This window comes from Nocardia iowensis, assembly GCF_019222765.1.
GTDB lineage: Bacteria > Actinomycetota > Actinomycetes > Mycobacteriales > Mycobacteriaceae > Nocardia > Nocardia iowensis.
Window position 1 is genome coordinate 3727991 of sequence record NZ_CP078145.1, and the last position, 21054, is coordinate 3749044.

Genomic DNA, 21054 nt, shown 5'->3' on the forward strand with positions numbered 1-21054 from the left:
GTTTGGGGCCCACATCGACATGCGGGCGGGGCACGCTCGGTCGATGTGAAACGACTAACTCATGGACATCAATTGCGCAGCGCTGCGACCGTACGCGGTCGAATCACTTCTCAGAGAGGGCGATCGCGGTCAGAGTCCGAGAATGCGCCGTAGCAGTTCAGCGCCGCTGAAGCCATAGTTCAGCAACGCCGAAATAATATCGATAAACATCGGTACACCTTTCCTTTTACTCCGGCCGGGCTGGGTGACTGCCCGGCCGTGCAATGCTGCAGCTTATCTTGAGCTACGTTCGACCCTGGAGGACGTAGTTCCCATGGCTGGGAATCGGGGACGCGTTATCCGACTCGGTGAGTCGGCGAATCCGCCGAAGCGTTGGCGTCCCAGCAGTGAGAAACGTAGACGTTGTCCGGTGCGTCGGGCTCGACGATTTTCGCGGTCGTGTCTGGCCAGGCGAATTCCCATGCCTGGCAACAGGTTATGCGGTCTGTACAGTCGCTCGCCGTCCGGCCCGTTCGGAGTCGGAGGTCTGACGAGAAGGGATTCGGTGTGAAGATCGGTGTATCAGCAGTAACGGCAACGTTTATGGCCGTCACTGTTCTGGGAGTTACTGCGGGAACCGCGAGTTCGCGGCCCACCGAGGTCAAGGACGAGGTGGTGACGACGGGAGAAGAGGAGGGTGTCGCGTATCGGGCTGTGCTGGCCGATGGTGCCAAGGGCCTCACCACGGTGGTGGAAGGAGGTAAGTTCGAAATTGCGGAGCACGGCGCGAAGGTGTTATTGAAGTCGCGTATGGGCGAGGTTGTCGCTGTGGTGCCGTTGACGTTCGAGGTGTCGGGCCATGCGGTGTCGGTGGCTCATCAGATCGGCGAGGAGGGGCGCAAGCTGGTTCTCGCGCCACGTGTGGGTGCCAAGGAGATCGGCGAGATGCGCCCGATCAGTTCGATGGCGCGCCTGGTTACCGAACTCAACAGGAACGTCGTGGGGATGGTGGTCGGTGGCCTGCTCGGGGGGCTCATCGGTGCTGTGATCGGGCTAGGGTTCTTCAGTATCGTGACCGGTCCTATCGGCATGGCTGTCGGCGCGGTTGCGGGTGGGTACATCATGGGTGGTCAGCCGTTCGCCGAGGCTGTGATGGCGGTGGTCAACGGCGAAGGCTGATCGACTCAGCGTGTTCCGGCGGTGGGCAGACGTGCCCTGGCACGCCTGCCCACTTCGGAAGGCATTCGCCACCAATGAATTCGAACTCGCAAAACCTTTGTGACAGACCTGAAAGGACGGCGCATGGTACGCCGTATGATCGCCGCCTGCCTCGGCTTGGCCGCGATAATGGTTCTGACGGGACTTATGGCGGCCGCGTGTTTCTCCACGCTCGCCGAGAAGTCTCGTAGCACCGAAGAGAGCAGCACGGCAACAACAACGGATGTACCCGCGCCCGACGTTGCGGGTACAGCGGCAACCGGCGCCGCCGCACCGCCGCTGACGGAAATTCCGTCCTCGACAGACGGACCGCCACTCACCCAGGGTTCGCGCGTCGATTTCGCCAAGACCGCGATCTCGGTGACCAGGCCGCGGACTCCAGAGGTGAGTGTCGGTGAATGCGTGGGGGTCGGTGCGACGCTCGAGAAAGTCGCTTGCGGCGGTGGGGGTTCCATTTACAAGGTGGTCGATGTGACCGCTGACGGCAGTGTGTGCCCCAGCGATGCGGACAAGTCGCACGGGACCGAGCGTGGAGCTGTATGCCTAGACATCGACTGGATGGTCGGTGCCTGTATGGAGCTGAACGATGGCGCCAAGCGGGTCGACTGCGTCCCCGGCGGAAATCGGGTGAAGGTTGTGGACGTCCTGAATGCCACCACTGACGTCAACAGTTGTCCGTCTGGTGATCGCGGCATCGTCTACGACCAGCGGCGTTTCGTCATCTGTGTCGCAAAGCTCTGAGCCTGTTCGTTCAACCGACACGGAAAATCGAATCGGCGGGGCCAGCCGTGGATGTTCTCACGAGGCGCGAGACGACTCAGCATGTCGCCGACTATCTCCACTGGTGGGAAGGTGAGCTGATATGCGCGGCGCGGCCCGCCGATACTCTGACGGCGATTCAGTGATCGGCGATGGGTTGCCCGTTGGACCACTACCGGCAGGGCGGTGGCGACGCAGGAACAGGTGTCATCGCCGCTGATTCCCGGCGGTTCGATGAGGTCCCCGGGCGTATCCAAGCGACGGTGTTACCGTCGGAAAAAGAGGAGATAGTGTGGCGACCGCCAACGTGCGAACCCGGATGAGCAGTCTTTTTCGGACGAAGTCCATCGAGCAGTCGATTCGTGACACCGACGACCCGGATTCCAAGCTCCGCAAGGACTTGGGCACGTGGGACCTCATCATCTTCGGCGTCGCGGTGGTGATCGGGGCGGGAATCTTCACCATCACCGCACGGACCGTGGGAACCGTTGCAGGACCGTCGGTTTCGCTCGCGTTCGTACTGTCCGCCATCGCGTGCGCGCTGACCGCGCTGTGCTACGCGGAGTTCGCTTCGACCTTGCCGGTTGCAGGCAGCGCCTACACGTTCTCCTACGCGACGTTTGGTGAACTGATCGCCTGGGTCATCGGTTGGGACCTGATACTCGAGTTCGGACTCACGGTCTCCGTAGTGGCCAAGGGTTGGTCGCAGTACCTCGGTGAGCTGATTGGCCGGCCACCTGTGCTGCATGCCGGTTCAATCGAGTTCGACTGGGGCGCGGTTGTTCTCATCGCGGTGCTCGGCGTCCTGCTTGCCACCGGCACCAAACTGTCCTCGCGAGTGTCCGCGGTCGCGGTGGCTGTCAAGCTGGCGGTGATCGCGCTCGTGCTGGTAGTCGGCATGACTTACTTCGATTCGAAGAATCTGACGCCTTACATTCCGCCGTCGCAGCCCGGTGACGAGGGCGAAGGCATGCGTCAGTCGCTGTTTTCCTTCCTCACCGGCGCGGGGCACAGCACCTTCGGCTGGTACGGGCTTCTCGCCGCCGCCAGCCTGGTGTTTTTCGCGTTCATCGGCTTCGATACCGTGGCTACTGCGGCCGAAGAGACCAAAGACCCGCAGCGTGCGTTGCCGCGTGGCATCATCGGTTCCCTCGTCATTGTCACCGTGCTCTATGTCGCGGTGTCGCTTGTGCTCACCGGCATGGTGCCCTACACCGAGCTGTCCGGTGAGAACGCCACGTTGGCAACGGCTTTCGCGGTGCACGGAGCGACATGGGCGAAGACCATCATCTCCGTCGGTGCGCTGGCCGGACTCTCTACCGTCGTAATGATCAACCTGCTCGGGCAGACCCGGGTGTTGTTCGCAATGTCGCGCGACGGTTTGCTGCCGCGCAGGCTCGCGCACACCGGCAAGCACGGCACACCGGTGCGAATCACCGTCATCGTCGCCGTGGTGTGTGCCGTGCTCGGGGGTTTCGTCGACTTCGGCACGCTGACGGAGATGGTCAACATCGGTACGTTGTTCGCGTTCATGTTGGTGGCGATCGGTGTCCTGGTGTTGCGCCGGACCCGCCCCGACCTTCCACGCGGGTTCCGCGTCCCGTGGGTGCCGCTGATTCCGGTCCTGGCCGCGCTGGCCGCACTGTGGCTGATGCTCAATCTGTCGGTCGAAACCTGGATCCGGTTCGTAGTCTGGATGATAGTCGGCTTCGGCATCTACTTCCTGTACAGTCGCCACCGCTCGCCGCTGCAAAAGCCGACACCGTAATCGCGGGTATGCCTGTGGTTACCTACCGACCGCTAGGTGCCGAAAATCGCGAATTGTCGACACGCAGCCGTCCAGAAACTGAACGGCTGCATGGTGTTCCAACGCAACATTTTCAAGTTTGGTGGATAGGCCGACAACACTCGAAGCTGATGTCAGGCCTGCGCGCGGAGGTATTCCATCACTGGTCGGGAGACTGCTCCAATAGTTGTTCCGCTTCCATCGCGGCGTCTGCCAGCGCTGCGCCCTGACATTCGATGATGATGGCGGCGAGTCGTTCTGGTTCATATTGCAGCGCGTGGGCGGTGAGGTACAGATCGGTAATTCGTCCACAGTAGTCCGTTCGGATCGCCACGCTGCAGTCGTCCGACCACGCACATCCCCGAATTCCGGCCAACAGGTCGGTAATTCGCAGGGCCTTGTGCATCTGACCTTCGATATTGTCCATCGGGTTCGCTTCCGTTCGGCGCGAGGCCTTCGGCCTCGCCGACAGGCTGCAGGGTTGGGAGGCCGAAGGCGAAGCCGATGTTACGGTGTCGCGGCCGGAGTCCCCGGGGCTGGGAAGGATGGGCGTCTACGATGCCGTTGCTATCGTCTGCGGGGAATGGCAGTGGTTTACGGGTGGTCGGCGTATTCGCCGGGTAGGCGGTGTAGATGAGCGTTCCAGTCCCCGGCCGACTTCGAATCGAGAAAACTAGGCGTGCAGAGGAGGACTTGCTCTGTCACCTCAATGATCTCGTCTCGGATCTGCACGCCGAGCGGCCATACATGCTCGGTTTTCCAGTGAATCTCGACTTCACATTCAGCAGGTTGGCCGGACTTTTGGATGTCTTCGCCGACAACGGCTCATATCGCGATGATGAGCCCGATGCGATGGAGCGGGCGGTGGTGGACTTCATGGCGCGGCTCGCCAACGGGAGTCCCGACGGGGTGGGCGGGTATGTCGCCAACAATGGCAGCGAAGCCAACCGGTTCGGGCTCGATCGCGGATGTACGCTACTGCCCGATGCCAAAATCTATTGTAGCGAAGCAGCACATCGATCGATAGAGATGTGCGCGCGGTTGATGCGCAAGAAGCTCGTCGTGCTCGCGTGCGACAGAAGAGGACGTATCGACACCAATGCCCTAGCCCGGCAATGCTGGCGGGACGCAGGGCATGGCTGTGTGGTCGTCGCGAACATCGGTACTTGGAAGACCGGAGCGATCGACGATGTCGAGGCCATCGTCGCTGCCGCATCGCCGACGGGGTCGGTCTATGTACATGTCGACGCTTCACTCGGTGGCCTGCTCATGCCTTTCACGACGAGCCAAGAAACTTGGGGTTTCGCGGTGGACGAGGTGGGAAGCGTTGCGGTGAGCATGCATCAGGGGCTCGGCCTGCCCATGCCGTGTGCGGTAGCTCTGGGTCGCTCCGATCTCGTTGCTGCCGAATCGGTTTCGGGCGGCGCCTGCAGCGGGTTCGCCAGTGTAATGCTGTGGCACGCGTTGGCTTCGAAGGGCGAGGCCGGGTTGGCGCTGAACGCGAGCAAGGCGTTCGATATGGCCCAATACGCGGCGAAGAAATTGGCCGACGTCGGTTTGCGTCCAGTGCTGTACCCGGATTCGATCACGGTCGTGTTCACTCAACCCGCCGACTGGATCTGCCGCAAGTACCATTTGGCCACCGAGTACGGCCGGGCCCGGATAATCACCTTGCCGCATGTGAGCAAGCGGGTGATTGATGAACTCTGCGGCGATGTGGTGCGCAACCGCCGATTCTTCAAAGGTCGCTGGGCGAATCGGTCAAATGCGCCGGGGAACAACGGGCGCTGAGTCGAATGGCTGCTGGGGCCGCCCGCAGTCACCCGAACCGGTAGGTTTGCGAATCAGCGTTGGTCTCCGCACACGCGGCTATTGATCTGCGTCGTTCGGAAACGTGAGAACGATCGGCAGGGGGCTCGTCTACCCGGGCTCAGCGGTGGCGAGCAGGGACGCCAACTTATCCGCGGATACCGGATCGTAGAAGTACTTGCCCTGGGCGGTGTCGGAGCCGAGGTCGCGAAGCACTTCGACTTGGTGGCGAGTTTCGACGTATTCGGCGGTAACGCTCAAGCGGAGTGCGTGTGCCAGTTTGATGATCGCCTCTAGGATGAGCATGTCTGCGCGCCTTGCGGTGCCGTCGTCGCGGATGTGATGGATGAACGGACCGGCGAGTTTGACCACGTCGAGGGGTAGCTGGCTGAGGTAAGCCAAATTGGAGTAGCCGGTGCCGAAGTCGTCGATGGCGATGTGGACGCCGGTCTCGGCGAGTTGGTGCAGCGCTCGCAGTGGCCGACCGGTGGTTTGCATCAAGGCCCGTTCGGTCAGCTCCAATTGCAGCCAGCTCGGGTCTACGTCAGTGTCGGCGATGATCTGCCGCACGCGTTGCAGCCAATCGGGGTCGGCTACTTCGACAGCGGAAACATTGACGCTGACGATCGGCGTCAGGTCGGAGTACTCGTCGTGCCAACGCCTGCTGCACCGACAGGCGCGCTCCAGGACGTGGGCACCAAGCGTTCGGATGTGCCCGTTGTCTTCGGCAAGATCGATGAACCGCGCGGGTGCCAGGATTCCGAGATCCGGGTGCTGCCAGCGGACGAGCGCCTCGACAGCGACCATCCGGCCGTCGCCGAGCGAGACGATTGGCTGGTAGTCGACAACGAACTCCCCGCGGCTGAGGGCGACGGGCATCGCAGCCGTCAGCTCGGCCCGGGTGTGCTCGCGTCGGCCACGAGCGGCGTCGAACATCGCGTAGCGGTCGCGTCCGGCGGTTTTAGCCCAGTACATGGTGGTATCGGCAGCCTGGAGCAGTTCAGTCGCGTTGGTGCGCGATACGTGCTCCTCCATCACGCCGATGCTGACTGACACGGACAGGCGATGGTTGTGAATTTCGAAGGGCCGGTGGAATGTTCGGAGTACGGCTGCAGCCAGGCGGCGCAGTTTTTGGGCACCGCCGGAATGCGGGAGGAGGATGACGAATTCGTCGCCGCCCATTCGTGCCACCAGTTGGTCGGGTCCGGTGAGACAGGCGCGTAGGCGGGCCGCAGCCTGCACCAGTAGTTCGTCGCCGACCATGTGGCCGAAGGTGTCGTTGACGACCTTGAAGTGGTCGAGGTCGACGTAGCAGAGACCGACCCGGGCGTTGGGATCGGCGAGTGCACCGGCGAGCACGTCGAAGAACCGGGAGCGGTTCGCCAGACCGGTCAGCTGATCGTGATGCGCGCGGTAATGCAGTCGTTCGCGCAGCGCGCGGCGGTCGGAGATGTCCTCCACCAGCATGAGCGTGTATTGCGGTTGCCCGTAGTCGTCGCGGATGAGAGAAACGTTGATGTTGGTCCACACCGTATGGCCGTCGCGGTGCCGGTACGCCTTCTCCTGTTGTACGTGGTCGTCCTGGCCGCGCAGCAGCGCCGCATATGTATCCCACATGCCCGGAAGGTCTTCGGGATGCGTAAGATCGGTGACCGACATCTCGAACACTTCCTCGGGCCGGTAGCCGAGCATGCTGGCGAACGCGTTGTTGACCTCGATGATCCGCCCCGTCATGTCCGAAAGTCCGGTGCCTACGCCGGCTTGGGAGAACACGGCCCGCAAACGAGCCTCGCTGGCGCGTAGTTGCTCCTCCACCTTGCGTCGGGCAGCGATATCGGCAGCCCGGACGCTCTCCTGTTCGTCGAGCAGCCAGTCCCGGAAAGTGCGTAGATAGCCCGTCGTGAAGGCATTCATCAACTCGGCCACGCGCGACGGCGCCTTGCCCGCCGCTGCGAGATGCGCATTCAGAACGGCTATACTGCGCCCGAGCACCTCATCACCGGCAAAATGCGAGTCGGCCAGTTCCGCGCCGAGCTCGGCGACCCGATCTGCCGGATCCATGCCTTCGACTGCCGCCTCCAGTTTCTCCGCCAGCTCGGCCAGGAACGCGCGCACATCGCTGGAGCTCATGGGCACAATGCGGTCGCGAGACCCGGTGTCGAGGACGGCGGCCCACCGTTCAGGTGGGTTGGCATGGAGATTCCTGAATCGTGAATTCCCCTGGCTTCCCACACCATAAGGCTTGATTTTAGGTATTTGGGCAATGGCCTTGGGATTTGCTAGCCCCAGCATTGGGAAGGGATCAACATCACCGGGAGTATTCCCCTGTGGAAAAGGTCGGATTTGACGTAAGGGTCGACGGGCCCGCTTGTTCCAAGGCTGTGCCGACCCTGCGGATGATCCGATAGGCCAACCAGATTCGCACTCCGAACGAGGAGATGCGTCAGCTAACCGCTGTTCCCGCGGCTGAGAAGCGCTCCGAGGCAATCGGGTTGAAACACTGGTATAGGACACATCGTGAAACACCGTACGTTCCGAACTGTGATGGCCATGGTCCTCAGTGCCGCCGCAGCTAGCCTCAGCGCCTGCATCTCGAACTACAAGGACACCTCGTCGCCGTGCACCACGGCCAACGCCGATAACAGATCTGATGAACCGCAGGATGACAGCGACAAGAAGGCCGGGCCCTCCCCGCCCCCGCCATCGTCTTCGACGGTACTGGCGAAGCCATCGGTGCAGCAGCTCAACGACCGCCTCACCAAAGCTTTGGACCCCAACGTGCCGGATGCGGTAAAGGTCGGTTGGATCCAGGCTGCCGAGCGGGATCCGCATCTGGTCGCCAACCTCGTTGACGCTGCCAAGAAGCAGAACGCCAAGTTCGAGGTCATCGACGTCCAGGACCCCAAAGACGGCAAACTCAAGGCCGACGCCAAGCTCACCATCGGCGGATCCCCTGTCTTCATCTCCTGTATATCCTTCGTCTCCGAAGACGACGGATGGAAGATTGGCCGCACCTTTGCCTGCAATGTCGTCAAAAGTGCCGAAATAGAGTCCGATGCCTGCCAGGAATGAGAAGATGGTCACCCGCCAGCAAATGGTGGGAGCACGTCCACTCGGAGAGTCAGTTCGGTGCTCGGGTCACGGGTGAGTTCGTCGCCGACCAGGTACGCGCAGTAGCCGAGCATCTCGGCGAGCTTCGGACCGTAGGACTCGGCCAGGGTGTAGCGGAGATCGGCGACGGTGGCGCCGAGCGGGAGATCGATGAGCTCGCGGTCTCTGCCGGTGGCCTCGGCGATTGCGGCGAAGTAGCGGACTTCAACCACCGATGGCTCCCATCGTGCGTTGTGGTGGAACGAAATCCGCGGCGTTGATGCCATGGCCCGCCCATTTTTGCCACATGGATGCCCGCCAGATCGTGGCGAGTTCGTCGTCGGAAGCACCCCCGCGCATGGCATCGCGCAGGTCGAATTCTTCGTCGCTGAACAGACAGGAGCGCAGCCTGCCTTCGGCGGTGAGCCGAGTGCGGTCACAGTCGGCACAGAAATTGCGGGTCACCGATGCGATGATGCCGACGGTGGCGGGTCCACCGTCGACGAGCCATGTCTCGTCGGGCGATGTCGGATCGGAGCGCTCGATGGCGGTGAGCGTGAAGCGGGTGCCGAGGACATCGAGCAATTCGGCGGCGGTGACCATACTGGCGCGGGCCCATTCGCGGCCGGCATCGAGCGGCATCTCTTCGATGAAGCGCAACCGGCAGTCCTCAGCGATACACCATCCCAGCAGATCCGTTGCACCGGAAAGGGTTTGCCGCATCAGAACCGCGTTCACCTTGATTGGGGCCAGGCCGGCGAGCCGCGCGGCCCGGATACCGGCCAGCACAGAGTCGCGCCTGTCGCGGCGGGTGAGCATGGCGAAAGCCGCGCGATCGATGGTGTCGAGCGAGACATTCACCCGGTTCAAACCTGCCTCCGCCAGTCCTTTCGCACGATGTTCCAGGCCAACGCCGTTGGTCGTCATGGCCAGCGGTGTGTCGGGCAGCCGCTCGTGGCAGCCCGCGATGATCTGCTCGAGGTCGCGACGCATCAGCGGGTCGCCGCCGGTGAATCGGACTTCTCGCACGCCGAGCTCGCGCACAGCTAGGCTGATCAATCGGACGATCTCGGCCACCGTCAACCGTTCGGCGCGCGGAATCTGCGGCAAACCCTCCTCTGGCATGCAGTAGGTACATCGGAGCGAACACTTCTCGGTGATCGACACACGCAGATCGCGTGCCACTCGCCCGAAGCGGTCGACCAAGAACGGAGTGTCGGGGCGGCCGTCGAGCGAGGGCAGCCCAGCTCGTACGGCAGGGATTCCCATCTCGACTAGCGTCATAAACTCATTCTCTTGCCTTATCAACCGTGGGAGGTCGGTGTTTCACTTCGCCGTCCCAGTGAGGTACTCGACCTCGCCGTGGGTGCGTCGGTAAGCCGATTCGGCTCGTTCATGCGAGCTCGATCGGCAGCGTCGCATAGCCGTGCAGGAAGTTCGAGTACAACGGTCGAGGTGTGCCAGCGGGTCTGATGACGCGGGTCACGCCACGCAGTTCGTCCAGGACTATGCCGATCTCGAGCCGGGCCAGGTGGGCGCCGACGCAGTGGTGTGGCCCGAACCCGAAGGACAAGTGCGGGTTGGGCTTTCGGTCGAACCGGACCGTATCCGGGCTGGGGAAGCGGGATTCGTCGCGGTTGGCGGAGATGTTCCACAGAGTGACAATGTCGCCCGCCGCGATGTCGGCGCCGGGCAGTTCGACGTCGGTGCGCGCAACGCGTCCGAAATGCATTGTCGGGGCGAAGCATCGGAGGATCTCCTCGACCGCGGTGGGGAGATCGGTGACCTCACCGAAGGCATCCCACAGGCTCGGGTCGGCGACGAATGCCTGTGCTGTGTTGGTCAGGATTAGTCGGCTCGTTTCGTCACCGCCCAAAATCATGCTGTAGCAATTGGTGACGATCTGGTCGTCGGTAAGGGGCGCACCCTCGAAGGTTTCGGCGATCAGCGCCGAAACGAGACCCCCTGCGGGTTGACGTCGCTGTTCTTGCACGAGTTCGAGCAAGCAGAGCAAGATCTCTTGGCGTGCGGCCATGGCGTCGATCCGCGGCTGCGCCGCGTCTTCGGAGCCGAGGGCCTGCTTGGTGAGCGTGACGAGCAATTCGTGGTCGCGCTCGGCTATGCCGAGCAGATCGCAGATCGTGTATATCAGGATGCGGGAAGCGACCTCGCGGGCGAAGTCGAAGGGGCCGGTACCGACACGGTCGGACAACAGTCGCCGGGTGCGGTCGCGAATGGGATTGGCTAGAGCGCACAAGGCCTTCCGTGACAGCGCTGGAGTCAGCAGCCGACGCAGCACGGTGTGCCTCGGCGGGTCGGTGACCGCGAGCATGTCGCCAGCCGCGCTGTCTCCGCCCGCAAGCAGCGTGAGCAGTACGTTTCCTCGTTGAGAGGTGAACCGAACATGATCGCGGTAGATGCCCGCCGCTGCATGGTAGCCGCAAACAACCCAGAAGCCTGAGGCGGCGGCCGTACCCGGCTGCCAGAAGATCGGCCGGTGCCGCCGCTGGATGCGCCAGAACTCTGCCATATCGGCGCGCGCGTGAACCAGAGGCTCGGTGAGATCCAGGTCCAGTGCGATCACGGCTCATTCACCATGTTGGTTCCGCGCCGAGAAAAGGGCTGCAAGCGCGGCAGGCGATTCCGCGTCGAGCAGCATGCGCATCGTCACGGCTACTCCGAATTCACCCTTGATCCGCCGGGCCAGCCGGGTCGCGAGCATCGATTCGCCGCCGAGATCGAAAAAGCTGTCATCGGGATGAAATCGGGGTAGGTCGAGGGTCTCCGCGAATAGGCCGCACAGCAAATGTTCGATCGGCGTCATCGTGGCCGGTGCCGGTCGGGCCCTGCCGTGCTGTTTTGCTGAGGCTGTCAAGGAGCGATAGTCGACTTTGCCGTGTGGTGTGCGTGGCATCTGGGCAAGCACGTGTACGCGGTCGGGCTGCATATAGCGGAGTAGGCGCTCCGCCAGGAAGCGACGAATCTCGCCCCCGCTGACCTCACCCGCGGTCACGACGAAGCACACCAGCTGAGCGTCGGTCGCGACCACGGCACACTGGCGGACATCTGGATGGCGGACCGCGACGGCTTCGATCTCGCCTGGTTCGATCCGCCTGCCCCGCAGTTTGATTCGCCGGTCCATCCGGCCGACGAACTCGAGCTGCCCATCGGGCAGCTGCCATACCAGATCTCCCGAGCGGTAGAACCGTTCGCCGGTCTGCGCATGGTCGACGAACGCGGCCGCGGACTCCCGGGGCAGGCCGACATAGCCGTTCGCGACACCGAGGCCGCCGATCCACAGCTCGCCGACATTGCCAGCCGGTACGTCTCTGCCCTCGTTGTCGACGATGCGTAGCCGAGTGCCATCGATCGCGCGGCCGATCGGAACATGGCGCGCGACGTCCACCAGCGGATCACTGATGGTGGCGCAGACCGTTGTTTCGGTCGGCCCATAGGAATTCACGATGTGGTGGCGCACGCTCCATTCCGCGATCACCGGGGCGTTGGCCGGCTCGCCGGCGACGATGAGTCGTAGTCCCTGCGGCATCTGGCGTTCCGGAATGGCAGCCAGCACCGATGGCCCCAGGATCGCGTGCGTGATGTTCTGTGTGACAAAGACTTCTGCGATGCTCGCGCCATCGGTGAGCCGCTCGTGCTCGACGAAGACCGCGGTCGCACCCGACCCGAGGGTCGAGGTGACCTCGGCGATCGAGGCGTCGAAAGTGGCGGCGGAAAACTGCAGCATGCGTGCGCCGGGGCCGAGCTCCAGCGCCCGGGCGGTGGCGTCGCCCATGGCGGTGATGCCGCGATGCGGCACCGCGACGCACTTGGGCGTGCCAGTTGATCCGGCGGTGAAAATTATGTACGCCACGTCCTCCGGATTCGGATACCTACCCAGATCCGGAGCGGTAGTGTCGGCTTCGCCGGGGTACGGCAGTGTGTGCGTTTCGACGCCGTCTGGCAGGTGCGGCGGTAATTCCCCCGGCTCCAGCACTGCCACCCGCACCGCGCAGGTCGTGAGCGCAGCTCGTGTTCGCTCGACCGGTTGGTCCGCTGTCATAGGCACGTACACGGCACCGAGTCGCCATATGGCGAGCATTGCGGCCGTGGTGTACGGACTGCGACCGTCTGGCACCACCACGGCAATCGCATCCTGCTTGGTCACACCGGCTCGCGTCAGTTCAGCGCAAACGCGGCCGACCCAGTCGTGCAGCTCGTGGTATGTCAGCCGCCAACCGTCTGCCACCAGCGCAACCTGGTCTGGCGACGCCGCGACCCGTTTGTCGAACCGTCGCAACCAGCATCCACCTGGTGCCTGCTGTGGCTTCCCGTCAGGAGTTTGCACTCTTTTAACGCTAAAACCGAACCGTTCGGGATTCTTCCGGGTTGTCGCCAGGCATGGGAACAGTGTCGTGTCATGCGTGTTGAAATGCCCGGCGGCGAACGGCTCGGACGAGTTGACCGGGTCACGCCTGGTTTCCTTTGCGAAACGATCACGCGGTTGGTTCTGCGTAGCGCCCAAAGGCCTGGTCGATCAGCTCGGCCGCGGCTCTGGTGACGATCAGCCGGGCTATAGCCAGGTCGGTCTCGAGCCTGGCCTCTGCCTCAGGAGCGCGGTCCGAGCGCTCGTAGGCCTGCCTGGCTAGGCTCCAGAACAGTGGGGAACTGTACTCGTCGGCGATGCGGTCACAATCCGCACGTAGTCGCTCGAGCAGTCGGCGCGCGTCCTCGGCCGCGAGTCCTGTGTCGACTAGCCGAGCGGCCAGGTCGGCACAACGCGGGGTGGTGCTCCAGTCTATGGGGCGTGACGTAGCCGGGAAGCTCGCTGGGGCTGGGACCACCGGCTCGGCGGCGGGGGTTGGTGCGTTTGCGACCTCTACGGGGACGGGTGGTTCCGGCTCCGGGACACCGAGAACCGTGGCCAAGCCATCGCCGCGGTCCCAGGCATCGAGCAGTTCCCGAATCCCGTTCAGCTGCATGCCCCGGCTGAGCAGGCGGCTGATCGTCTGGAGCCGATGCAGATGGTCGGCCCCGTAGTAGCCGATCCGCCCGCGCACTTCGGGCGAGGGGAGCAGCCCGCGTTCGTGGTAGACGCGGACGCTCCGCACTGTCGTCTCGGCCACTCGCGCCAGTTCGTCGATTGTGTACTCCGCGTCACCAGCCATACCCACCAGGTTGCCATAGATCACGAAATATGAACCGTAGATAAACGTGCCGTCACATAGCGGCATTGATGCTTGCCGCGCGGACAATCGTCAGTTAACGTGCGAGGACCAGCTTTCACAGCTGGCTTCCGGGGACTGTCGAGCAGCCCTGATGAGCCCGACTATGGGGCACGCACGATTGGCGCGTGCTTCGGCTTTCCCGGAGGCGGCAATGAACGCAATACGGACTCGTCGGCTGGAACCGGATCCAGCGCCGGCGACGATTTCTTCCATTCCCACCAAATCGGTACGGCGGCCGCCGTGTGCCGACTTTCCCGATGACTGGGACCTCGATGTCGGATCGCCGGACACATGGCGAGCCGCCATCCAGATCTGCCAAGGTTGTCCGCTGCTCGCGGAGTGCGGTGAGACGGCGGAGGCGCTGATCGCCAGCGGCAGCAGCCCGAGGGCAATGATCTGGGCTGGCGTGCCATATGACGCGGCCGGCAATGTTGTCGGCAACCTGGACCGCTACCGCAAGACGCCGATGGACCACAAGCGGCCGTTGCAGATCATCCACACTGGACCCCGGCCCGACCACGTGGAACCTCCCGTCGCCCCGCAGCGGCAGCTCATCCTCGGCCGCCCGCTGCGACCAACGGGAACCGGCGGTGATTGATTCATGACGCTGCTGGCTCTGGAGATCGGCGCGACCAGATTCGCCGCCTGTCGGGTGGCCGAGGACATCGGCGTCGATGATGTAGCCCAGATTCCGGTACCCGATCGTGCGGCCTGGGAGCGGTGCCGCGAGCTGCTGCTCGACGTCGCCGATCCGGGCGAGATAACCGGCGTCGGCATCGCCGCCGCAGGACCTATCGACATGGGCGCAGGCATGGTGGCGACAGTCGACGTGCCGGAGTGGCGTACGGGGTTCGGCATCGCCGAGGCGGTGCGCAAAGTATTTCCGGCAGCAGAGGTTCGGCTCGCTTTGGACGGCGTGTGCCGCGCACTGGCCGAACGGCAATTCGGTGCGACCCGCGAAGTGATGGACGCGGTCGTACTCGATGTCTCGACGCACGTCACCGGTGGCGCCATGATCGGCGGGTTTGTGGTGGTAGGCCGCACTGGAAACGCAGGCCATATGGGTCATGTGCTCGTATCCGGCTTCGACGAGAGGTGCGAGTGCGGTGGGCACGGGTGTCTGGAGGCAGTGGCGGGCGGGCTGTCCGCGATTCGCTGGGCCCGGGAACGCGGATGGGCCGGGACTTCGGTGCCTGCCCTCGCCGCGGCGGCCACGGCGGGTGACCAGATCGCGGTGGACGCGGTCGGGCGCGCGGGCACGGCGCTGGGGCAGGCGATCGCATCGATGGCTGCCCTGCTCGATGTCGATCTCGCGGTAGTAGGGGGCTCGCTCGCCGGATCCGGTCCCGCGCTGTGGGATCCGCTCGGCGAGGCGGTCGCGGCGCACGCCAAGCTCAGTTTCTTGCCTGGACTGCGAGCGGTGCCGTCGAGACTAGGGGATGCGGGGATATTGGCGGGGGCTGGGGTTCTCGCCGTATCGACGCAAGACTGAGCCGCTGTCCGCGCACCAGCTGATGCTCATTGTCGGGCGCGGTTCTGAAGGTCAACTCGCCATTTAGTGTACCGCTATTTAGCGGTACACTAAACTACGTCCAATGGCGCAATGGGTCGCGAAATCGGCGAAGTCGACGAGCGGCCAGAGGCACGTGCGATGGGAGAAGTTGCGCAAGTGATCCCGTGGATGACGATAGAAACCTTGACGCCGGGTTTCATGTCGGTGGTTTCGGTCGGCGATTCGGCCCGAGACTTCTCCAGCGTGCATCGTGTCCTACAACGGCTGCTGACGAAGATGCCCGCCATCTACGACTGCCTTAACACCGGGGACATCCTCGACATCCTCCGTTCGGCGCGGGACAGGGCGACTGACGTGGACTTCGTGATGCCGACCGCATCGGGCCCGCACCTGCTGAAGGTGCGGCCGGTGTACGGGCCGACGGGGGCGGTGCATGCCGTACGTCTGTGGCTCGGCCCCGCCGACGTACCGATTCCCGAATTGCGGCCCGCCGTCGGCGGCATCTGGGACCTGGACGCCCAGACCGTTGCACAACCGAGTGGCATCACCCGGCTGTGTGGTGTGGCGGCGGAAGAATACGTGCCGAGAATGTCGCTCGCCGAGCTCTTTCAGCGGATACCGATGTTCGACCGGCATGCTGAGTTGCTCGACCTGCTCTATGACCCTCGGGCGGGTGACCGCTTCCAACACGACGTCGTCGTGGTGTTCGCCTCGGCGCGCCCGGCGCTGTGGCGCGTTACCATCTGCGCACGGGACGAGGACGGGCAGCGGGGTGCGTGGTTGCTGTTCGAACAGATCCGGTCGGACAACCTGCCGCCGGTTTGCCCGACGCTGGAGCGCGTCGGATTGCGGGAAGCGCACCGCCGAGCAGGCACCTATCTGGCGATCGTTCAGCTCGCGCATACCAGTATCACGCATTGGCTCACCGATCCGGCCCCATGGGTGCGGTGGGACTACTTGTTCCGACCGGTGGACGTATTCCATCCGGAGGATCGAGGCCGGCTGATCGAACTCGCTCACGGACCCAGAACGGGCGACACCACGAGGATCACCGTCCGTGTTCTCAACTACGCGGGCGAATACACCCCGACTTCGATGCTGCTCTACCCGTATCCGGGATTCTCGAACCGGGAACTTTCCATCGCACAATTCGTTCGTGTCGCCGACAGTGTTGCGAGCCTGGACCTGACGCGCAATGAGTTGGCATCGAATCGCCAGCCGCAGATCGGCTACGACGAGCAGCTGCGGCATTCATTAGCTTGCCGGATCAAGTAAACCCGGTGAATATCCCCAAAGGTGAGAATAGCGCGCCAGGTCGGAAGCGCCCGTGCTCCCTACCATTTCGAGGGTGAGGATAGTTGCCGGACGGTCGGCCGATTCCGGCGAGGCGTTGCTCCGCCGGATGGCCGCTCGGCGCCGCCGTGACAACGTGATCGTGGCGGCGCTGGCGGTGCTGGCGGTGCTGGGAGGCGGCAACGCCATCGTCGGCGCGTTCTCCGGCGATCCGCCCGTCGACACCGATCAGCCGATGGCGCAAATGATCGGGCGAGCAGAGCTGGCGGGGGCATACGCTGCGGATTTTGTCGTGACCTATCTGAGTGCCAGTGCCGGACAACAGGATCGGATCATCGAGTATGTCGCCGCTGGACAGCAGATCACCTTGCCTGCCAGCGGTCGGCAGGTGTCCGATCCGTCGGTCGTGCACGTCTGGCGAGCGATGTCGAACGGTGGATTTGAGATCTGGTCGGTGACTGTTTCGGTGCGTGTCGGGAAGAATGGCGCGCAGGCGGCGGACACGAAGCAGTTCTACCGGGTGGCGGTGTCGGTGGCCGGTGGTCGTCTTCGGGCATTGTCGCTGCCCGCGGTGGTGGAGCCACCGGGCCGGGGCAGTGATCTGGCGCTGGCATATTCCGCGCCGTGCGCGACCGAATCGCCGCTGGCCGAGGTCGCCTCCGGATTTCTGACGGCGCTGCTTACGGGTTCCGGTGACATTTCGCGATACACCACAGTGAACGCGGGCATCGCGGCATTGCGACCCGCGCCTTTCGGCGCTCTGAGCGCGGTATCGGTGTCCGCGGACGACACCGGCTGCGGCGCGGCCACCTCTGAGGCGCGCGTATTGGCCACGGTCACGCCAAAAATTGAGGGCGCCACCGCATCGCCACTGGCCTATCCGCTGACGATGGTCCGCACAGCAGGACACTGGCAGGTACAGACTATGGAACCGGTTCCGGCGCTGGCGGATCCGATCACCGTGCTGGCCGAGCATGGCCAGCCGAGTCGAGCCGTTGCGCCGTCCACGAGTGTCTCGCGCTCGTCGTCGGCGCAGATTCCACCGCCTACGCAGAAGTGAGAACCGAGAGGACAGTGCCGTGAAAACCAGCCTAGAAACATTCATATTCAATTTTCTGTTGATCTTCCGCTGGGTCGGGATGATCGTACTGGCCATCGGCTGTATGGGAATCCTGCTCTCCGAAACAATCAAGAGCAAACTTTCGGCGACCAAGATAATTTCCTTGCTGGCGTGCTCATTGCTGGCGGCGGTGGCTTTTTGGGTACTGCCTACCCTGATGAATTACGCCCGCTCCGATGCTGGCACTTTCATCCCGAACTTTCCGATCGGCTCATACAGATGACCCAAGTGGTCAAGGTGTTCACGCCGATCAAGCGGGTTCCCACCGTGATCGGCAAAGCGCAGAACGGCCAACGACTGCCGTTCGGCCCATACACCCTGCCACAGGTCGTCGGCGGAATGGTCCTGCTACTGCTGACGTCGACGTGCGCCTTGACCTTTCCGTTCAACCCCGCGATCACCTTCGGTGTCGGTGTGCTGCTGACCGTGGCGACCGTGTTCGGTCTGGGCTTGATTCCCTATACCGGTGTCCGGCTGACTTCACGCGTGCTGTGGATCGGACGATTGATTCTCATCCGGCGGCCGGTTTCAGCCTCCGGTATAGCGGTGATTTCAGAGTCGGGACGCAACACGATGTACATCGACGAGAGCACCGTCCTGTTCGTGCCTCCGCCGATCCCGGGGGAGGGAGAGGGCACGGCCCGTTCGGGCATCGAGCGGTACGCCGAGCCCGAGGAGGTGCACTGATGCCGCTCGGACGAGATCTCCAGCCGACGGCCGCGCTTCGCGGCAATCTGCAGTTCACCCATGCCGGGCTGGTCACCGCGACCTACTTCATCAACCCGCTCGGCTACGGACTGCGCAGGGCCAGCGACAAATTCGACGTCAAACTGGCCCACCACACGTTGATCAACAACCTGCCCAATGGTTCGCTGCTGCTCGGCATCCAGGCTCGGCGCGACATGGTCGACGTGCTGAGCAAAATGGTCGAGGGGGTGGAACTCGATGAGTGCGAGGACTACGCCGGAGAGGTAGTCGCCTGCTACGACCGGATCCATGCCATCGGGCCGCGCACGCGCATTCATCTGCTTTCGATTCCGGTCGGCATCACCAATTCCGGTATGTCAGGGGTGTCACGAATGTGGCGCGGTACCACCGCCGTTGATGCTACGGCGATCGCGCGAGCCGATCTCAAAACCTATGATGAGCAAGCGAATTCGATTCTGTCGAAGATCGGCGGCGAGTTCGATCCGGTTCCCGTGCCCGCGGCGCTGTTCAAATGGCTGTGGGAGCATCATCTGGCCCGTGGCGCGGACGACGACCTGGTCGCGCCACTGCGCGCCGGCGCGCTGAACGACGCCACCTCGGCAGTGTTCGGATCGGCCGTGCTCGACGAAGGTGCGCAGGCCGACAGCAAGCGTCGGGTCCGGCCGTCGTTCGTGCCGATGATCAAGGTAGTGCGGCCGGACGCCGAACACCGGCCCTCATATCAGGCAATGCTGACGCCGCGCTCATTTCCCTACGGGGGTATGGCTTTTCCCGGCGGCAGCGAATTCCTCACGATGACCGAGGGCATGCGGGAGGTTACGGTCGACTGGGGGATGCGGGTGTCTACCAGACCCGCCGAGCAGGTGCTGAAGAGCAACGAGGTGAATCTGCGCCGGTTGGGCGAGCAGATGGATCAGCGTGACGTCGAGGTGTCCTTCGCGCAGAGCACATTGATGTCGAAAGCTCAGATGCTGGGCGAATACCACGAACATTTCGAGGTCAACGGCGGCGAATCGGAGGTCACCTTCACCACGGTGATCGCGGTCGGCGGACACTCGCGGGAGACGACGCAGGACGCGGTCAACACACTCAAGCGCAGGTACACGCGTTTTCAGGTCGAGCTGACGGCCCCGGTCGGCGCTCAGATCGATTTGTGGTCGATGCTGGTGCCGGGCAGTTCGCCGCGGCGCGCTTATGACGACTTCGCACATATTATTCCGTCCGACATGTGGGCGGGTTTCGTGCCGTTCGTGTCCAACGAGGTTGGCGACGACAGCGGACCGGTCATCGGGGTCAATCTGCTGTCCGGAAACTTCGAGCCTATCCACTTCGGCATCATGGAGGCGGCGCTGCACGACTTGTCCGCCTCGTTCGCGGTCACCGGCGAACTCGGTTCCGGCAAGTCGTTTTTCCTCAAACTCATCGCGGTGCTCGTGCATGACATGGGCGGGCAGTTCCTGGCCATCGATCGCAGCCAGGTTGGCGAGTGGGCGCATTTCGCGGCCGCGATCGACGACGCCGTCGTGATCGATCTGACCGACCCCTCGGTCTCGCTCGATCCGTTGCGCATGTTCGATCCGCGGATCGCGGGGGAGCGGGCGCTGGATTCGTTGCTGCCGTTGCTAGACCTGTCGCCGACCTCCGCCGCAGGGACGGCTGCGGGAAACCTGTTAAGTGTCAGGGGTCTTGCCGAGCATCGCATTCACAGCATGCTTGATCTGGTACACGTTGCCCGGCGACTGCGGGACGCGGGCGGGACGGACGCCGACTACGCCGATCTGGCGATTCGGCTCGGCGCGATCGCGGACCGGGTGCCGGTCCTGTTCGATCCGACCTTGCCGACTTTGCGGCTAGACGCGGCGGCGACTGTTGTGCGCAGCCACAAGCTGGCGCTGCCTACGGCAGAGGAACTCGTCACCCCGCATCTGTACAACCGGCTGCCACTGACCAAGCGACTGGGGTCCGCGCTGTACGAACTGGTCGGCGTCGCCGCCAGAGAGGCATTCCTCACCGATAACGGACGTTTCGGGCTGCTGGTCGGCGACGAGGCACACCATTTCACGCAGACCCAGGTCGGTGCGGCGGTGACCTCGGATTTCAGCCGGGACGGCCGTAAGCATCTGGCCGCGATCGGGTTGGCCTCACACGATCCGGCAACCGACTTCCAGGGCGCGGCGCACAATCTGATTCCCAACCGGTTCGTATTCCGGCAGCGGGACGAGACGCTGGCGCGTAACAGTTTGGCGTGGCTGGGCGTCGATCTCAAGGAAGCGCCGTTCCTCCTCCAGATGCTGCGGGAGGAGACCTCGCCGCCGATCGGTCCGGGACGGCAAGTGCCGGAGGAGCGGCGAGGTGAGATGTTCATGCGGGACGCGCTGAACCGGATTGGGCGAGGGAAGGTCCTCGGTCCGGCGCGTTTGGATCGGGCGATGGCGATCGGTAGTACGCCGACATCGGCGGTCGGAACGCGGGTCGCCGAGCGGGACGGCCAGCGTGTGTCATGAGCTCTGACCAGGGTCCGAAAGTCGGCCAGATGCTGAAGTGGGGGCTGCTG

Annotated in this window: 19 protein-coding genes; 12 read left to right on the forward strand and 7 right to left on the reverse strand. The window is 63.6% G+C overall.

Annotation, left to right across the window (positions count from 1 at the left end; all coding sequences use genetic code 11):
• Positions 1–546 precede the first annotated feature (546 nt).
• From KV110_RS17210 to KV110_RS17220, 3 genes are all read left to right on the forward strand, one after another.
• Positions 547–1158, forward strand: a complete 612-nt coding sequence (locus KV110_RS17210) for a DUF8020 domain-containing protein (protein ID WP_218477261.1) — start codon at positions 547–549, stop codon at positions 1156–1158.
• Between the two features lie 123 nt (positions 1159–1281).
• Complete coding sequence (locus KV110_RS17215; RefSeq protein ID WP_218477262.1) at positions 1282–1938, forward strand: hypothetical protein; 657 nt, start codon at positions 1282–1284, stop codon at positions 1936–1938.
• 337 nt (positions 1939–2275) lie between these two features.
• A complete protein-coding gene (locus KV110_RS17220) occupies positions 2276–3724 on the forward strand; it encodes an amino acid permease (RefSeq protein WP_218478546.1) in 1449 nt (482 codons plus the stop codon).
• 178 nt (positions 3725–3902) lie between these two features.
• On the opposite strand, the gene KV110_RS17225 is transcribed toward KV110_RS17220, so the two are convergent.
• A complete protein-coding gene (locus KV110_RS17225; protein ID WP_218477263.1) occupies positions 3903–4169 on the reverse strand; it encodes a hypothetical protein in 267 nt (88 codons plus the stop codon).
• A 206-nt stretch (positions 4170–4375) separates the two neighbouring features.
• On the opposite strand from KV110_RS17225, the gene KV110_RS17230 reads away from it, so the two are divergent.
• The gene (locus KV110_RS17230; protein ID WP_218477264.1) at positions 4376–5533 is read left to right on the forward strand and encodes a pyridoxal-dependent decarboxylase; all 1158 of its coding nucleotides are present in this window, start codon (positions 4376–4378) and stop codon (positions 5531–5533) included.
• 129 nt (positions 5534–5662) lie between these two features.
• Here the strand turns inward: KV110_RS17230 and KV110_RS17235 are convergent, their stop codons facing one another.
• A complete protein-coding gene (locus tag KV110_RS17235; protein ID WP_218477265.1) occupies positions 5663–8065 on the reverse strand; it encodes a putative bifunctional diguanylate cyclase/phosphodiesterase in 2403 nt (800 codons plus the stop codon).
• Between the two features lie 30 nt (positions 8066–8095).
• Between KV110_RS17235 and KV110_RS17240 the strand changes: the two genes are divergently transcribed.
• Complete coding sequence (locus KV110_RS17240; protein WP_246634743.1) at positions 8096–8623, forward strand: WKL family lipoprotein; 528 nt, start codon at positions 8096–8098, stop codon at positions 8621–8623.
• Between the two features lie 8 nt (positions 8624–8631).
• Here KV110_RS17240 and KV110_RS17245 read toward each other — a convergent pair whose 3' ends face one another.
• From KV110_RS17245 to KV110_RS17265, 5 genes are all read right to left on the reverse strand, one after another.
• Complete coding sequence (locus tag KV110_RS17245; protein ID WP_218477267.1) at positions 8632–8874, reverse strand: MoaD/ThiS family protein; 243 nt, start codon at positions 8872–8874, stop codon at positions 8632–8634.
• Positions 8867–9925, reverse strand: coding sequence for a GTP 3',8-cyclase MoaA (gene moaA, locus KV110_RS17250; protein WP_218477269.1), 1059 nt, complete (start codon positions 9923–9925; stop codon positions 8867–8869). The genes KV110_RS17245 and moaA overlap by 8 nt, the downstream gene beginning before the upstream one ends.
• A gap of 109 nt (positions 9926–10034) precedes the next feature.
• Entirely contained in the window at positions 10035–11225 is a 1191-nt protein-coding gene (locus KV110_RS17255; RefSeq protein ID WP_218477271.1) for a cytochrome P450, read from the reverse strand.
• Positions 11226–11228: 3 nt separating this feature from the next.
• Positions 11229–12986 (reverse strand): non-ribosomal peptide synthetase, encoded by a 1758-nt coding sequence (locus KV110_RS17260; RefSeq protein WP_281427771.1) that lies wholly within the window; start codon positions 12984–12986, stop codon positions 11229–11231.
• Between the two features lie 148 nt (positions 12987–13134).
• Positions 13135–13806: a MerR family transcriptional regulator gene (locus tag KV110_RS17265; RefSeq protein ID WP_218477273.1), complete on the reverse strand. Its 672-nt coding sequence runs from the start codon at positions 13804–13806 to the stop codon at positions 13135–13137.
• A 211-nt stretch (positions 13807–14017) separates the two neighbouring features.
• Between KV110_RS17265 and KV110_RS17270 the strand changes: the two genes are divergently transcribed.
• The 7 genes from KV110_RS17270 (at position 14018) to KV110_RS17300 (ending at position 21004) form a co-directional block, all read left to right on the forward strand.
• The gene (locus KV110_RS17270) at positions 14018–14464 is read left to right on the forward strand and encodes a hypothetical protein (protein ID WP_218477274.1); all 447 of its coding nucleotides are present in this window, start codon (positions 14018–14020) and stop codon (positions 14462–14464) included.
• 3 nt (positions 14465–14467) lie between these two features.
• Positions 14468–15358 (forward strand): ROK family protein, encoded by an 891-nt coding sequence (locus tag KV110_RS17275; protein WP_218477275.1) that lies wholly within the window; start codon positions 14468–14470, stop codon positions 15356–15358.
• A 189-nt stretch (positions 15359–15547) separates the two neighbouring features.
• Positions 15548–16654, forward strand: a complete 1107-nt coding sequence (locus tag KV110_RS17280; protein WP_218477276.1) for a GAF domain-containing protein — start codon at positions 15548–15550, stop codon at positions 16652–16654.
• Between the two features lie 73 nt (positions 16655–16727).
• Positions 16728–17732, forward strand: a complete 1005-nt coding sequence (locus KV110_RS17285) for a conjugal transfer protein (RefSeq protein ID WP_246634599.1) — start codon at positions 16728–16730, stop codon at positions 17730–17732.
• A gap of 19 nt (positions 17733–17751) precedes the next feature.
• The gene (locus KV110_RS17290; RefSeq protein WP_218477277.1) at positions 17752–18015 is read left to right on the forward strand and encodes a hypothetical protein; all 264 of its coding nucleotides are present in this window, start codon (positions 17752–17754) and stop codon (positions 18013–18015) included.
• Positions 18012–18479 carry a hypothetical protein gene (locus KV110_RS17295; RefSeq protein WP_218477278.1) on the forward strand — a complete coding sequence of 156 codons (468 nt, stop codon included), beginning with the start codon at positions 18012–18014 and terminating at the stop codon, positions 18477–18479. Before KV110_RS17290 ends, KV110_RS17295 begins: the two co-directional genes overlap by 4 nt.
• Positions 18479–21004: an ATP-binding protein gene (locus KV110_RS17300; RefSeq protein WP_218477279.1), complete on the forward strand. Its 2526-nt coding sequence runs from the start codon at positions 18479–18481 to the stop codon at positions 21002–21004. Before KV110_RS17295 ends, KV110_RS17300 begins: the two co-directional genes overlap by 1 nt.
• The last annotated feature ends 50 nt before the right edge of the window (positions 21005–21054 follow it).

What these genes read in the sequence shown, in the direction of transcription:
- KV110_RS17215 (WP_218477262.1), top strand. Translation starts at nt 1,282, where the DNA reads ATGGTACGCCGTATGATCGCCGCCTGCCTCGGCTTGGCCGCGATAATG.
- KV110_RS17220 (WP_218478546.1), top strand. Translation starts at nt 2,276, where the DNA reads ATGAGCAGTCTTTTTCGGACGAAGTCCATCGAGCAGTCGATTCGTGAC.
- KV110_RS17225 (WP_218477263.1), bottom strand. Translation starts at nt 4,169, where the DNA reads ATGGACAATATCGAAGGTCAGATGCACAAGGCCCTGCGAATTACCGAC.
- KV110_RS17230 (WP_218477264.1), top strand. Translation starts at nt 4,376, where the DNA reads ATGAGCGTTCCAGTCCCCGGCCGACTTCGAATCGAGAAAACTAGGCGT.
- KV110_RS17240 (WP_246634743.1), top strand. Translation starts at nt 8,096, where the DNA reads ATGGCCATGGTCCTCAGTGCCGCCGCAGCTAGCCTCAGCGCCTGCATC.
- moaA (WP_218477269.1), bottom strand. Translation starts at nt 9,925, where the DNA reads ATGACGCTAGTCGAGATGGGAATCCCTGCCGTACGAGCTGGGCTGCCC.
- KV110_RS17265 (WP_218477273.1), bottom strand. Translation starts at nt 13,806, where the DNA reads ATGGCTGGTGACGCGGAGTACACAATCGACGAACTGGCGCGAGTGGCC.
- KV110_RS17270 (WP_218477274.1), top strand. Translation starts at nt 14,018, where the DNA reads ATGAACGCAATACGGACTCGTCGGCTGGAACCGGATCCAGCGCCGGCG.
- KV110_RS17275 (WP_218477275.1), top strand. Translation starts at nt 14,468, where the DNA reads ATGACGCTGCTGGCTCTGGAGATCGGCGCGACCAGATTCGCCGCCTGT.
- KV110_RS17280 (WP_218477276.1), top strand. Translation starts at nt 15,548, where the DNA reads ATGACGATAGAAACCTTGACGCCGGGTTTCATGTCGGTGGTTTCGGTC.
- KV110_RS17295 (WP_218477278.1), top strand. Translation starts at nt 18,012, where the DNA reads ATGACCCAAGTGGTCAAGGTGTTCACGCCGATCAAGCGGGTTCCCACC.
- KV110_RS17300 (WP_218477279.1), top strand. Translation starts at nt 18,479, where the DNA reads ATGCCGCTCGGACGAGATCTCCAGCCGACGGCCGCGCTTCGCGGCAAT.